At 74.1% G+C, this 12,971-nt stretch carries 11 protein-coding genes; 4 read left to right on the top strand and 7 right to left on the bottom strand.

Going from position 1 to position 12,971, the window contains the following annotated elements:
• Positions 1-2: 2 nt before the first annotated feature.
• Positions 3-1,628: an L-glutamate gamma-semialdehyde dehydrogenase gene (gene pruA, locus IMZ35_RS18905; RefSeq protein ID WP_199442443.1), complete on the bottom strand. Its 1,626-nt coding sequence runs from the start codon at positions 1,626-1,628 to the stop codon at positions 3-5.
• Positions 1,629-1,740: 112 nt separating this feature from the next.
• Here pruA and IMZ35_RS18900 point away from each other — a divergent pair, with 112 nt between their 5' ends.
• Both IMZ35_RS18900 and IMZ35_RS18895 read left to right on the top strand, forming a co-directional pair.
• Positions 1,741-3,315 (top strand): PucR family transcriptional regulator, encoded by a 1,575-nt coding sequence (locus tag IMZ35_RS18900; RefSeq protein WP_199442442.1) that lies wholly within the window; start codon positions 1,741-1,743, stop codon positions 3,313-3,315.
• A 78-nt stretch (positions 3,316-3,393) separates the two neighbouring features.
• Positions 3,394-4,437 (top strand): fatty acid desaturase family protein, encoded by a 1,044-nt coding sequence (locus IMZ35_RS18895; protein WP_229372528.1) that lies wholly within the window; start codon positions 3,394-3,396, stop codon positions 4,435-4,437.
• Here the strand turns inward: IMZ35_RS18895 and IMZ35_RS18890 are convergent.
• A complete protein-coding gene (locus IMZ35_RS18890; protein ID WP_199442440.1) occupies positions 4,322-5,059 on the bottom strand; it encodes a YidC/Oxa1 family membrane protein insertase in 738 nt (245 codons plus the stop codon). The genes IMZ35_RS18895 and IMZ35_RS18890 overlap by 116 nt on opposite strands.
• Before the next feature lie 37 nt (positions 5,060-5,096).
• Positions 5,097-5,408: a DUF6412 domain-containing protein gene (locus tag IMZ35_RS18885; protein WP_199442439.1), complete on the bottom strand. Its 312-nt coding sequence runs from the start codon at positions 5,406-5,408 to the stop codon at positions 5,097-5,099.
• A gap of 66 nt (positions 5,409-5,474) precedes the next feature.
• Here IMZ35_RS18885 and IMZ35_RS18880 point away from each other — a divergent pair, with 66 nt between their 5' ends.
• Complete coding sequence (locus IMZ35_RS18880) at positions 5,475-6,692, top strand: MFS transporter (protein WP_199442438.1); 1,218 nt, start codon at positions 5,475-5,477, stop codon at positions 6,690-6,692.
• A gap of 4 nt (positions 6,693-6,696) precedes the next feature.
• Here the strand turns inward: IMZ35_RS18880 and IMZ35_RS18875 are convergent, their stop codons facing one another.
• From IMZ35_RS18875 to IMZ35_RS18865, 3 genes are all read right to left on the bottom strand, one after another.
• On the bottom strand, positions 6,697-7,302 hold the full coding sequence (locus IMZ35_RS18875) for a nucleoside/nucleotide kinase family protein (protein WP_199442437.1): 606 nt from the start codon (positions 7,300-7,302) through the stop codon (positions 6,697-6,699).
• Complete coding sequence (locus IMZ35_RS18870; RefSeq protein ID WP_199442436.1) at positions 7,299-7,901, bottom strand: ribonuclease FAU-1 family protein; 603 nt, start codon at positions 7,899-7,901, stop codon at positions 7,299-7,301. Before IMZ35_RS18870 ends, IMZ35_RS18875 begins: the two co-directional genes overlap by 4 nt.
• A gap of 268 nt (positions 7,902-8,169) precedes the next feature.
• Complete coding sequence (locus IMZ35_RS18865; protein ID WP_307868368.1) at positions 8,170-9,639, bottom strand: GAF domain-containing protein; 1,470 nt, start codon at positions 9,637-9,639, stop codon at positions 8,170-8,172.
• 152 nt (positions 9,640-9,791) lie between these two features.
• Between IMZ35_RS18865 and IMZ35_RS18860 the strand changes: the two genes are divergently transcribed.
• Positions 9,792-11,315 (top strand): aldehyde dehydrogenase family protein, encoded by a 1,524-nt coding sequence (locus tag IMZ35_RS18860; RefSeq protein WP_199442434.1) that lies wholly within the window; start codon positions 9,792-9,794, stop codon positions 11,313-11,315.
• Positions 11,316-11,365: 50 nt separating this feature from the next.
• On the opposite strand, the gene IMZ35_RS18855 is transcribed toward IMZ35_RS18860, so the two are convergent.
• The gene (locus tag IMZ35_RS18855) at positions 11,366-12,931 is read right to left on the bottom strand and encodes a beta-N-acetylhexosaminidase (protein WP_307868430.1); all 1,566 of its coding nucleotides are present in this window, start codon (positions 12,929-12,931) and stop codon (positions 11,366-11,368) included.
• Positions 12,932-12,971 lie beyond the last annotated feature (40 nt).

Here is a 12,971-nt window from a genome sequence, read left to right as displayed (position 1 = left end):
GGTCAGCCCTGGTGGGGGTGCCGGTAGGACGTCGGAGCCGCGAACGTCTCCTTGATCGAGCGAGGGCTCACCCAGCGCAGCAGGTTGTGGATCGACCCGGCCTTGTCGTTGGTGCCCGACGCGCGGCCACCGCCGAACGGCTGCTGGCCGACGACCGCGCCGGTGGGCTTGTCGTTGACGTAGAAGTTGCCCGCGGCGAACCGCAGCTCCTCCTGCGCGTGCGCGACGGCCGCGCGGTCGCGGGCGATGATCGAGCCGGTGAGCGCGTACGCGCTCACGCCCTCCAGCTGTCGCAGCACGGTGTCGTAGTCGGCGTCGTCGAAGACGTGCACCGCGAGCACCGGGCCGAAGTACTCGGTGGTGAACACCTCGTGCGCCGGGTTCGTGCCGAGCAGCACGGTCGGGCGCACGAAGAAGCCGTCGCTGTCGTCGGCGGTGCCACCGGCGGCGATCTCCAGCGCGTCGTCCGAGCGGGCGCGGTCCAGCACGCCGGAGAGCTTGTCGAACGCCCGGCGGTCGATCACGGCGCCGGCGAAGTTGGACAGGTCGGTGACGTCGCCGACGGTGATCGACTCGACGTCCGCGACGAACTGGTCGCGGATGCGGTTCCACACCGAGCGCGGCACGTAGGCGCGGGACGCCGCCGAGCACTTCTGGCCCTGGTACTCGAACGCGCCGCGGACGAGCGCGGTGCGCAGCACGTCGGGGTCGGCCGACGGGTGGGCCAGCACGAAGTCCTTGCCGCCGGTCTCGCCCACGACGCGCGGGTAGGAGCGGTAGTTCGCGATGTTCGCGCCCACCTGCCCCCACAGGTGCTGGAACGTCGCGGTGGAGCCGGTGAAGTGGATGCCGGCCAGGTCGGGGGAGGCCAGCGCGACCTCGGAGACGGCCAGGCCGTCACCGGGCAGCAGGTTGATCACGCCCGGAGGCATCCCCGCCTCCTCCAGCAGCCGCATCGTCAGGTGCGCGGCGAAGGACTGCGTGGGCGAGGGCTTCCACAGCACCACGTTGCCCATCAGCGCGGGCGCGGTCGGCAGGTTGCCCGCGATGGCCGTGAAGTTGAACGGCGTGATCGCGTAGACGAAGCCCTCCAGCGGGCGGTGGTCCGTGCGGTTCCACACACCGGGCGAGGACGCGGGCTGCTCCTGCAGGAGCTGCCGCCCGAAGGCGACGTTGAAGCGCCAGAAGTCGGCCAGCTCGCACGCCGAGTCGATCTCCGCCTGGATCGCGGTCTTCGACTGGCCGAGCATGGTGGCCGCGTTGAGCGTGGAGCGCCACGGGCCGGTCAGCAGGTCGGCCGCGCGCAGCAGGATCGCGGCGCGGTCGTCGTAGGACAGGGCGCGCCACGCCGGGGCGGCCTCGCGGGCCGCGGCGAGGGCGTCGCGGGTGTCCTGCCGGGTGGCGCCGCGGAGGGTGCCCAGGACGGCGCGGTGGTTGTGGGGCTGCACGACGTCGAACGGCTCGCCGCCGCCGGTGCGCTGCTCGCCGCCGATGGTCAGGGTCAGGTCGAGCGGCTGTCCGGCCAGCTCCACGAGCGCGCGCTCCAGGTCAGCGCGCTCCGGCGAGCCGGGGGCGTACTGCAGGACGGGCTCGTTCTCCGGGGACGGGACCCTGGTCACGGCATCCACGGGCTGCTCCTTCGACGCGGGGGTGTCACCCGCAACGCTAGGTCTCCGCGCTGCGCTGACCTTTGTGAGGACGGCTAAGCTTGCCCGCCCGCCGTTGTCCGATTGGATGAGGATGAGTCTCCAGCAGGTGCTGATCGCCCTCGGTGATCCACTGGTCGAGGTGCAGGTCGCGCCGCACGGGCTGGACCCGGACGTGCGCGACGTCGTGATCCTGGACCCGGACGACGCCCCCGACGTCCGGCCGGGTGACCTGGTGCTGGTCATCGGCGCGCGCGGTCGAGCGGCCCTGCCGCTGATCCGCGCGGCGGGGAGCCGCGGCGCGGCGGCCGTGGCGGTGAAGGGCGACGACCGCTCCTCCGCGCCGCTGCTGCGCCAGGCCGCCGTCGACGCGGGGGTGGCGCTGCTCGCCGTGCGCCCCGAGGTCCGCTGGGAGCACCTGGAGGCGCTGGCCCGGCAGGTGGTGAGCAGCGCGCGGCTCACGGCGGACGCCGGGGAGGTGCTCGGCGACCTGTTCGCGCTGGCCCAGACGATCGCCACGCTGACCGGCGGCGTCGTCAGCATCGAGGACACGGCGAGCCGCGTGCTGGCCTACTCCCGCTCCACCGACGAGGTCGACGAGCTGCGCAGGCTCTCGATCCTCGGGCGGCAGGGGCCTGAGCCGTTCCTGGTCCTGCTCCGCGAGTGGGGCGTCTACCAGCGGTTGCGCTCCGGCGAGGAGGTCGTGCGGATCGACGAGCGGCCGGAACTGGGCATCCGGCGCAGGCTCGCGGTCGGCGTGCACGCCGGGTCCCAGCCGCTCGGCTCGATCTGGGTGCAGGAGGGGGCCGCGCCGCTGGCCGAGCAGGCCGAGCGCGCGCTGATCGGCGCCGCGCGCATCACCGCCCTGCACCTGATCCAGCAGCGCAACGAGGCCGGGGCGAGCCTGCGGTTCCGGGAGAACCTGCTGGCCGGGCTGCTCGACGGCCGGGTCGACGCGCGGTCGGTGGCCGGGCAGATCGGCGCCGACCCCGCGAAGCCCGCCGCCGTCGTCGTCTTCGCGCTGCACGGCGGCGCGGGCGACCGCACCGAGATCGAGCTGCGCCGGGCCGAGGTGACCGGCCTGATCTCCGTGCACGCCGCCGCGTACCGGCGCGGCGCGCTCGTCACCGCCGTCGGCGACCGCGTCTACGTGCTGCTGCCCGACCTGGGTGCGGGAGCCGGGCCGGCCGTGCTCGGCCTGACCCGCGAGGTCGTCGCCGCGGCAGTGCGGCACCTCGGCACGGACGTGCGGGCCGCCGTCGGACGCACCGTCGCGACGCTCGACGAGGCGCTGCTCTCCCGGCAGGAGGCCGACCGCGTCCTCGACGCCCTGGGGCACGACTCCGGGGTGCGGGTGGCCACGCTCGCCGACGTGCGCTCCAGGGTCCTGGTGGGGGAGACCCTCGCGCTGCTCGCGGAGCACCCGCGGGTGCGCGATCCGCGGCTGGACGCGCTGGTCGCGCACGACGCCGAGCACGGCGGTGAACTGGCCCGCTCGCTGCTGGCCCACCTCGACGCCCTCGGCGACGTCCGCACCGCCGCGGAACGCCTGCACGTGCACCCCAACACCCTGCGGTACCGCATCAGGCGGGCCGCCGAGGTCGCCGGGATCGACCTCGGCGATCCGCTGGTCAGGCTGTTCGCGCAGCTCCAGCTCCGCATGAGGTGAGGGGGTGTTCGCCGTCACCGATCACGGAGCGGTCCCCGTACCCTTGTGGGCTAGGGGAACCTCGAAAGGACCGTGCAGTTGACGATCGACGCGGCGGGCAGGCGCGGAAGTGATTTCGCCGAACTCTCCAAGACCATCAAGCAGGCGGGTCTCCTCGACCGCCGGCCCGGTTACTACGGATTCAGGCTCGCGGGCAACGCGCTCGCACTGGTCGCGGTGATCGCCGCGGTGGTGTGGCTCGGCGACTCCTGGTGGCAGCTCCTCGCCGCGGTCGCCCTGGGCGTCGTGTTCACCCAGCTCGCCTTCCTCGGGCACGACGCGGGCCACCGGCAGATCTTCGCCGGAGGCCGCGGCAACGAGGTGCTCGGCTACCTGCACGGCAACCTGTTCGTGGGCATCAGCTACGGCTGGTGGATGGGCAAGCACAACCGGCACCACGCCAACCCCAACCACGAGGACGAGGACCCGGACGTCGACATCTCCGTCCTGGCCTTCACCACCGAGCAGTCGCTCACCAAGCGCGGCGTCTTCCGCTTCATCGCCAAGCACCAGGCGTTCTTCTTCTTCCCCCTGCTGCTCCTGGAGGGCTTCAGCCTCCACGTGATCAGCGTGGCCGCCGTGCTGCGCCGCGACGTCAAGGCGTGGCGGCTCGAACTGGCACTGCTCCTCGCGCACTTCGCGGCGTACTCCGCCCTGGTGCTCCTCACGATGTCGCCCGCCAGGGGCGTGCTGTTCGTCGTCGTGCACCAGGCCGTGTTCGGCCTCTACATGGGCTGCTCGTTCGCGCCCAACCACAAGGGGATGCCGGTCCTGACCGCCGAGCACCAGTTCGACTTCCTGCGCAAGCAGGTCCTCACCTCCCGCAACGTGCACGGGAACTGGTTCACCGACCTGCTGCTCGGCGGCCTGAACTACCAGATCGAGCACCACCTGTTCCCGAGCATGCCGCGTCCCAACCTGCGGCGCGCGCAGGTGCTGGTGCACGAGTTCTGCCGGGAGAACTCCATCAGCTACGCCCAGTGCGGCCTGCTCCGCTCCTACGGCCACGTACTGGAGTACCTGCACGAGGCGAGCGCGCCGCTGCGCGGTGCAGCAGCGCTCGCTCGGCCCACGTCCACGTAGTGCTCGTCAGCAGGTAGATCCCCGCCGCGAGCGGCAGGACGGCGGCGACGAGGACCGTGCCGAACGGCAGCAGGCGCAGCACGCGCGCCAGCGGGAGGTCCACGTCGCCGCCGTTCTCGCGCGTGCGGGCCGTCTGCGATCGCACGGTCAGCCACGCCACGACGGCGAGCCCGGCGAACAGCACCGGGAACACCGGCGCGAAGCCGCCGAACCAGTGCGCGCCCAGCGGCGTGCCCCACAGCGTGTCGTGCAGCAGGGCGTTGGGCTCACCGGCGATCTCCGGGGTGGAGAACAGCCGGTACATCAGCGTGAAGAACGGAGCCTGGACCAGCAGCGGCAGGAAACCGGCGAACAGCGAGGTCCGGTTGTCCCGGTGGAGCGCCAGCGTCTCCTCCCGCAACCGGGCCGGGTCCTTGCCGTGCCGGGCGCGCAGACGCGCCATCTGCGGCGCGAGCGCGGCGCGGGCGCGTTCGCCGCGCACGGCGGCACGGGTGAGCGGGTGCATCAGCAGCCGCACGAGCGCCGTGCACAGCACGATCGCGGCGGCGGTGGTGGTCAGTCCGGCGAGGCCGGACACGAGGTCGTGGACAGCGGACACGGGCACGTCGAGGAACGCGAGCACGGCAGGACTCCGTCACGGGTCGAGCGGGAGGGTGGACTCAGGCGGCGGGGCCGCGGAGTCCGGGTGCTCGGGGACGGGGACGCCCTGCGGCGTCGGGATCGCGCAGGCGCAGGAACGCCGTGCGGGCGGAGCGCTCGCGCAGCGACAGGCTCCACGCCGGGACGGCCTGCCGGGCGGGCGGGTTGCGCACGACCAGGACCGCGACGAGCGCGGCGGTCAGCGCCGCGAGCGCGGTCACCGCGGCCAGCGCCTCGGCGGGCGTGTGCACGAGGGTCGTGGTGAACAGGCCCGGCAGGAACAGGGCGAGCAGCAACCGCCACCGCACCCCGACGACACCGCCGTGCTCCACGCCGACCACTGTACGGGGACGGGAGACCCGGTTCGCGGCACCGGACGAGATCGATGGGTTCGCCGGGTGTCCACGTCCGCCGCGCGCACCCGTCTCGGTCCCGACTTCGCCAAGCTGTGGACGGCCAACGCGGTCTCCAACACCGGTGACGGCCTGATCCTCGCCGCCGGACCGCTGCTGCTGGTCTCCCTCACCGACGACCCGGTGCTCGTGGGAGGCGCGGTGTTCGTGCAGCAGCTGCCGTGGCTGCTGTTCTCCCTCGTCAGCGGCGCCCTCGTCGACCGGCTCGACCGGCGGCTGCTCGTGGTCGTGGTGAACCTGCTGCGCGCGCTCGTGGTGGGCGGTCTCGCGGTGGCGGTGTGGGCGGACGTCGCGTCCGTCCCGGTGGTCTACGCGGCGCTGTTCCTGCTCGGCACGGGCGAGACGCTGGCCGACAACGCGGCCTCCAGCACGGTGCCGGGCGTGGTCGCCGACGACCAGCTCCCGCGGGCGCTGGCCCGGTTGCAGTACGTGCAGCTCGTCGGCAACCGGCTCGCGGCGCCGCCGCTCGGGGCCGCGCTGTTCGTCGTGGCCGCCGCGCTGCCCTACGGGATCGACGCGGCCAGCTTCGCGGTCGCCGCGCTGCTGATCTTCTTCGTGCGCGTCCCGGCGGCGCAGCCGCGGACGCAACCGCGCGGCCGGTTGCGCGCGGAGATCGCCGAGGGGCTGCGCTGGCTGTGGAACCACGAACTCCTGCGCCTGCTGGCACTGGTGCTGTGCCTGATGAACGTCGCGCTCAGCGGTGTCCTGGCGACGTTCGTGCTCTACTCCCGGGACCGGCTCGACCTCGGCGAGGCCGGGTACGGCGTCCTGCTCACCGCGATGGCCCTCGGCGGGATTCCCGGCGCGTTCGTCGCGCCGCGCCTGATCGCCCGCTTCGGCGCACCCGTCCTCCTGCGGTTCGGGCTGGTCGTGGAGACCTGCACGCACCTGTCGCTCGCGCTGGTCACCGCGCCCTGGGCAGCAGGGGCGACGCTGGTGCTGTTCGGCGCGCACGACGCGGTGTGGAGCGTGATCATCTCGCCGTTGCGGCACCGCGTGGTGCCCGACCGGCTGCGCGGCCGGGTCAACAGCGCGTTCCTGCTGCTGATCGTCGGAGGCGACGCCGTCGGCGCGCTCCTCGGCGGCGTCGTCGCGAAGCAGTTCGGCATCACGGCGCCGATCTGGCTGGCGTTCGGCGTGACGACCGCGCTGGTGGCCCTGGCGTGGCGGCGCTTCGGCGCGGTGCCGTGCGAAGCCGTCTGACGCCTCAGACCACCAGGGCTGGCCGGTCCGGGTGGTCGTAGCGCACCAGCACGTCCGGCTCCGGGTCGTAGCCCGCGTACGCGGGCAGCGTCCAGCGCAGCTCGGGATCGGTCTTGCGCTCCAGCGCCGCGGGGGACAGCCGCAGGTGCACGGTCAGCTCGGCCGGGAGTCCCCGGCCGAGCAGCAGGTCGCCGTCGAGCAGCAGCACGCCGCCCTCCGGCAGCCGCACGTACTCGGCGCGGCTCGCCCGGTCGGCTGCGGCGTTCCACAGCGACGGCAGCACGCGGCCCGTGCCGCCGGGTTCCAGCGGCTCCAGCACCTCGCGCAGGAGACCGCCGGTGTCGAGCCACTCGTCGCGGTAGGAGTCCGGATCGGTGCGGCCGTGCTCCAGCCGCACCGACGCGGGGCGCAGGAAGTCCCGCGCGGACACCCGCCGCACCGGCCTGCCCCGCGCGCGCAGCGGTTCCACGAGCGCGTCGGCCAGCTCGCCGGGGCGTGCCGCGGGGGCGCCGTCGAGGAGCACCCGCGCACGGGCGGTGCGCGGCAGCGCGTCGACGCGCTCGACCAGCTCGGCGACGAGGACCTCGGGGGAGACGGGACGGACCCTCACGGCAGCGGGTAGTCCTCCCAGCCGTCGGGCAGCGCCGGGACCTCCCAGGCCGGGTCCGGCGCCCAGTCCGCCCACGCCGGGTCCCACCACGTCGAGCCGGAGACGATCATCTTCTCGATGTCCTCGCCCTGCCGGCGGACGCGCTCGGCCAGCTCCGGCGAGTACTTGCCCAGGAGCACCTGCTCCTCGAACTCCTCGCGGTCCCGGTCCTCCCACGGACTGCCGTCCGCGGGTATCCAGTAGTCCAGCTCGTGGTCGAGGGTGTCGAAGCCCAGCGGCGTGCGCCGGTACGGGTCCTGGAGGTTCAGGTACCAGCCGTGGAACGTCCGGTCCTCGCCGCGCCAGTACAGGTCCACCGAGTAGGCGTCGTCCGGCCGGTGCAGCAGGAGCTTGCCGTGACCGCGCCACCGCGTCGCCCCCGACCTCCGCCAGCCGTGCGGCCAGTGGTGGTCGGGCAGCCCGAGCGGCGTGTCCGGCACCACGAACACGGCGAGCAGTCCCGGCTCGTCGACGATCACCCTCGTCGGCAGGACCGCCCACGGCTCGCCGTGCAGGACCTCGCGCCGCAGGACGACGTCGCCCGGTGAGAAGTACCCCATGCCGTCAGCTTAGATCGCGCTCTCACCACTACGGCCCTGGTGCGAGAGGTCTGGACCTATCAGACTGGAGACCGTTCTCCCGCGAGGACGAGGCCGCCGCCCGGCACCGGAGGAGAGGCCCGTGAGAGCACGCGGAACGCACGTCCGCTAGACCGCCGCGCGGACCGCGCGGCGACGCCGCACCCCTGCCCGGCAGCACCGCGCGAACCGCGGTCGGGACCGCCGCCGCCCGGCCGAGCCCGGCGGCGGTGGCCCCGACCGGCACGGCTCAGTCGTCCTCCAGCGCGCGCAGCAGCCTGGCCGTCGCGATCCCGTGCCGGGGGTCCGCGCGGGGAACCAGCTCCACCAGCCGGTCCAGGACCTCCACGTCGTCGGCGCACTGGTCGGTCTGCGCGAACGCCCACACCGCCTCCGCGTCGGCCCGCGCCAGCACCGCGCGGCGCACCGCGCCCACCAGGTCCTCCCGCTCGGCCCGCACGACCGGCGCCTCCGACCGCGGCAGCAGCGCGCCCCGGTACGCCGTCGCCGCCGCGCGCGCCTCACCGCGGCGCAGGGCACGCCGCACCGTCAGGAAGTCGGCCTGCACGTCGGCCTGCAACCGGTACGGCCTGGTGTGCAGCACCCCCGCGCCGAGCTGGGCGCGCAACCGGTGCAGCTCGGCGCGCACGGTCGTGGGGTTGCCGCGCTCGCCGTAGAGCTGGAGCGCCAGCTGCTCGGCCGTCAAGCCGCTGGGCCGCAGCACCAGCGCCGTGAGCAGCTCGGCGTGCCGCAGCGTCAGCGGCACGTCCCGGCCGTTCAGCACGGCCGTCGGAGAGGAGCCGCCGAGGAAGGACAGCGACAGCACCGGCGTGCGCGGCGCCGCGCACGACTTCGGCATCCGCAGCAGGTAGCCCTCGGCGAGCGGTTCGAGCAGCGCCTCGCGACCGTCGTCCAGCAGCACCCGGTCCGTCGCGCCCTCCAGGTCCACCCGCGCGCCGAGCACCCCGTGCGGATCGGCGGCCAGCACCCGGCCGGTCGGGCTGAGCAGTGCTCCCGGCTCGCCCCGCAGCCCCAGCAGGTGCCGCATGTTGCGCGAGCGCAGCTGCTCGTCGCGCGCGGCGGCGCGGACCTGGAGCTGCCCCTCGGCCAGCCGGGCCGCCGCGGACACCAGCGCCGCGATCGTCGGGTGCGCGGTGGCCAGCGGGCCGCTGACGTCGACCACGCCCAGGACCGTCCCCGTGTCGGGGTCGCGCACGGGACTCGCCGCGCACGTCCAGCCGTGGTAGGTCCGCACGAGGTGCTCGGCGGAGTGCACGGTCACCGACCTGCCCACCGCGAGCGCGGTGCCCATCGCGTTGGTGCCGATGGCCTCCTCGCTCCACCCGGCGCCCTCGGCGAGCTGGACCCGCTCGGCGCTGCTGCGCACCGCCGACGCGCCCTCGCACCACAGGACGCTGCCCTCGGCGTCGGTCACGAGCATGAGGTGCTGCGCGTCGTCCGCGACGCTGACCAGCGTCTCGCGCAGCACCGGCAGGACCGCCGCGAGCGGGTGCGCCCGGCGCACCTCGACCAGCTCGGACCTGCCGTAGACCAGGGGGGCCTCGTGCCGGTCCGGATCGACGCGCGCGGCCAGCGAACGCCGCCACGACTCCGAGATCACCGAGCGCGGCGCGCGGCCCGGATCGCCGCTCAGAACGCGTTCGTGCAGTCGGCGCAGCGTCCGTGCCAGATCCGCCGAGTCCGCCTCCGCCGCGGTCACCACCGGTGTTCGACCCCTCTCGCACGTGCGACCAAGGATGATCCCCTCCTGCGGACCGAGCAACCGCCGCGGCTCCACCGGGAGTGCAACGCGACTGCAACGTTGTCCCGCCTACCGTCCTCCCACCGAGGTGACGACGCGGGAGGCGGCACATGACGAGGTACGCGGCACCCGGCCGGCCGGGCAGCGTCGTGGCGTACCGGGAGCGGTACGACCACTTCATCGGCGGTGAGTACGTGGCCCCGGCCAAGGGGCACTACTTCGCCAACTCCACGCCGGTCACCGGTGAGACGTTCACCGAGGTCGCGCGGGGGACCGCGGAGGACGTGGACCGGGCGCTGGACGCCGCGCACGGCGCGTCGCGGGCGTGGGGCCGCACGTCCGCCGCCGAGCGCGCGACGGTCCTCGACGAGATCGCCGACCGCGTCGAGGACAACCTCGAAGCCCTCGCCGTCGCGGAGTCCTGGGACAACGGCAAGCCGGTCCGGGAGACCCTCGGGGCCGACCTGCCCCTGGCCGTCGACCACTTCCGCTGCTTCGCCGGACTGGTCCGCGCCCAGGAGGGCGGCCTCTCCCGGATCGCCGACGAGCTGGTGGCCCACCACTTCCCGGAGCCGCTGGGCGTCGTCGGCCAGCTCGTCCCGTGGAACTTCCCGCTGCTCGCGGCGGCCTGGAAGCTCGCACCGGCGCTCGCGGCCGGCAACGCGGTCGTGCTCAAGCCGGCCGAGCAGACCCCGGCGTCCGTCCACGTGCTGGTGGACGTCCTCGCCGACCTGCTGCCGCCGGGCGTGCTCAACGTCGTCAACGGCTTCGGCGCCGAGGCGGGCAGGTCGCTCGTCACCAGCCGCCGCGTCGCGCGGATCGCCTTCACCGGCGAGAGGGCCGCCGGGCTGCTGGTCGCCCAGTACGCGGGGGAGAACGCCGTCCCGGTGACGCTGGAACTCGGCGGCACGAGCGTCTCCGTGGTCTTCGACGACGTGACCGCCGCCCGCGACGCCTTCTTCGACAAGGCGGTGGAGGGGTGCGCGACGTTCGTCCTCAACCAGGGCCAGATGTCCACGAGCCCGTCGCGCGCGCTGGTCCGGAGCGGCGCGCGGACCGAGTTCCTCGGCGCCGTGGTCGAGCGCGTCGAGGCGGTCGTGCAGGGGCACCCGCTCGACACCGCGACGACGATCGGCGCGCTGGTGGACCACGACCGGGTGGCGCGGGTCCTCGCCCACGTCGAGACGGGCCGCCGGGAGGGCGCGCGCCTGCTGACCGGCGGTGAGCGCGCCGACCTCGGCGGCGAGCTCTCCGGCGGGTGCTACGTCGCGCCGACGGTCCTGGAGGGCGACACCGCGACGGGGATCTTCCAGGACGAGGTCCTCGGTCCGGTGCTGACCGTGACGACCTTCGAGGACTTCGCCGACGCGATCAAGACCGCCAACGGCGTGCCCCACCTCGTCGGAGCCGGCGTCTGGTCCCGCGACGGTCGCACCGCCCACCGCGCCGGGCGCGAGATCCAGGCCGGCCGGGTCTGGGTGAACGACTACCAGGCCCACCCGGGGCACGCCGCGTTCGGCGGCCACGAGCAGTCCGGCTTCGGCCGGGAGAACCGGCGCACGGCGCTCGGTCAGTACCAGCAGACGAAGAGCCTGCTGGTCAGCCACTCCCCGCACGCCGCCGGCCTCCTCTGACCCCCGACGCGCGACGGCCGCCACCGCGCGGGTGGCGGCCGTCGGACGCGTCAGTTCCGCCAGGGGACCTGCGGCGAGGCGTAGTAGTCGACGCCCCTCGCCGCCAGGCGCGGCCCCTGCGCGGCGAGCCGCGTGGCGAAGCCGGTCCAGTCGTGCGTGCTCGCGGGCGACCAGCCGAGCTCGGCCACGGCGAGCAGTCGCGGGAACGCCATCTGCTCGATCTCGTCGGAGTTCGTCAGCGTCTCGGTCCACAGCGGAGCCTCCACGCCGCGGATCGCCGACTCCGGCACGCCCTCCAGGTACGCGCCGGGGTTCCAGTCGTAGGCGTCGCGCACCTCGACGTACCCGGCCCAGGAGAGCCCGAGCTCCGTGTTCTCGTCGTACTTCATGTCCAGGTACGCGCGGTTCGCGGGCGACAGCACGATCGTGGTGCCCCGCGCGGCCGCCGCGGCCAGCTCGGGCGCCGCGCCGGTGGTGCCCCAGTACTGCGCCACCGCGCCGGCGCCCGGCTCGGCCTTCAGGAACTCGTGCCAGCCCGTGGCCTTCTTGCCGTGCTTCGCCACCAGCGGCAGCACCCGGTTCATGAACGTCAGGTAGTCCGGCTCGGTCGTCGCGTGCGCCTCGTCGCCGCCGATGTGCAGGTACTCGCCGGGCGTCAGGGCGGCCAGCTCGCGCAGCACGTCGTCGACGAAGGTGTAGGTGATCTCCTTGCCGATGCACAGCGAGCTGAAGCCCACCTCGGTGCCCGTGTAGAGCGGCGGCGCGACCCCGTCGCAGTTCAGCTCGGGGTAGGAGGACAGTGCGGCGTTGGTGTGCCCCGGCAGGTCGATCTCCGGGACGACCGTGATGTGCCGCGAGGCGGCGTACGCCACCAGCTCCCGGTACTGCTCCTGCGTGTAGTAGCCGCCGGGGCCGCCGCCGACCTCGGTGCTGCCGCCGTGGACGGCGAGGTTCGGCCAGCTCTTGATCTCGATGCGCCAGCCCTGGTCGTCGGCCAGGTGCAGGTGCAGGCGGTTGATCTTGTAGGCGGCGATCTGGTCGACGTACCGCTTGACCTCGTCGACGGAGAAGAAGTGCCGCGCCACGTCGAGCATCGCGCCGCGGTGGCCGAAGCGCGGGTGGTCCAGCACGCTGCCGCCCGGAACCGTCCACGGTCCGCGCTGCCGGGTGGGGCTCTCCACCTTCGCGGGCAGGAGCTGGCGCAGCGTCTGCACGCCGGAGAACAGCCCGTCGGCCGTCCTGGCCCGCAGCACCACGGCCGCCGGGGTCACGTCGAGCTGGTAGCCCTGCTCACCGACGCGCGGATCGGCGCCGGTGAGCAGCAGCGTGATGCCCCGCGGGGAGCGCGCCGGCTGGACGGGGAGCCGGTAGCCGGTGGACGGGCGCAGCAGACCGGCGAGGTACTCGCCCACCCGGCGCGCTTCGGCGGAACCCGGCTGGGTCCGGATCTCGGTGGCGGCGGTGAGGGCGAAGGCCGTGCCCGGCCTCGTCGTCACCTCGACGGGGGCGGGGACGATCTGCTGCAACGACGACTCCGGAGTTGCGGCGGCCGGGGTGGCCGACGTGACGACCCCCGTCGCGGCGACGAGCACGGCCGCGGCCAGGGCGCTGCGCACCCCGGCCCCGCGACTGCGCCCCGCGGGTGACGACGACCTC

Origin of the sequence: Umezawaea beigongshangensis, assembly GCF_016464305.1 — a bacterium.
In the GTDB taxonomy this organism is placed as follows: domain Bacteria; phylum Actinomycetota; class Actinomycetes; order Mycobacteriales; family Pseudonocardiaceae; genus Umezawaea_A; species Umezawaea_A beigongshangensis.
Note: the sequence above shows the minus strand (reverse complement) of the source record. Positions and strands in the feature narration are given on the sequence as shown.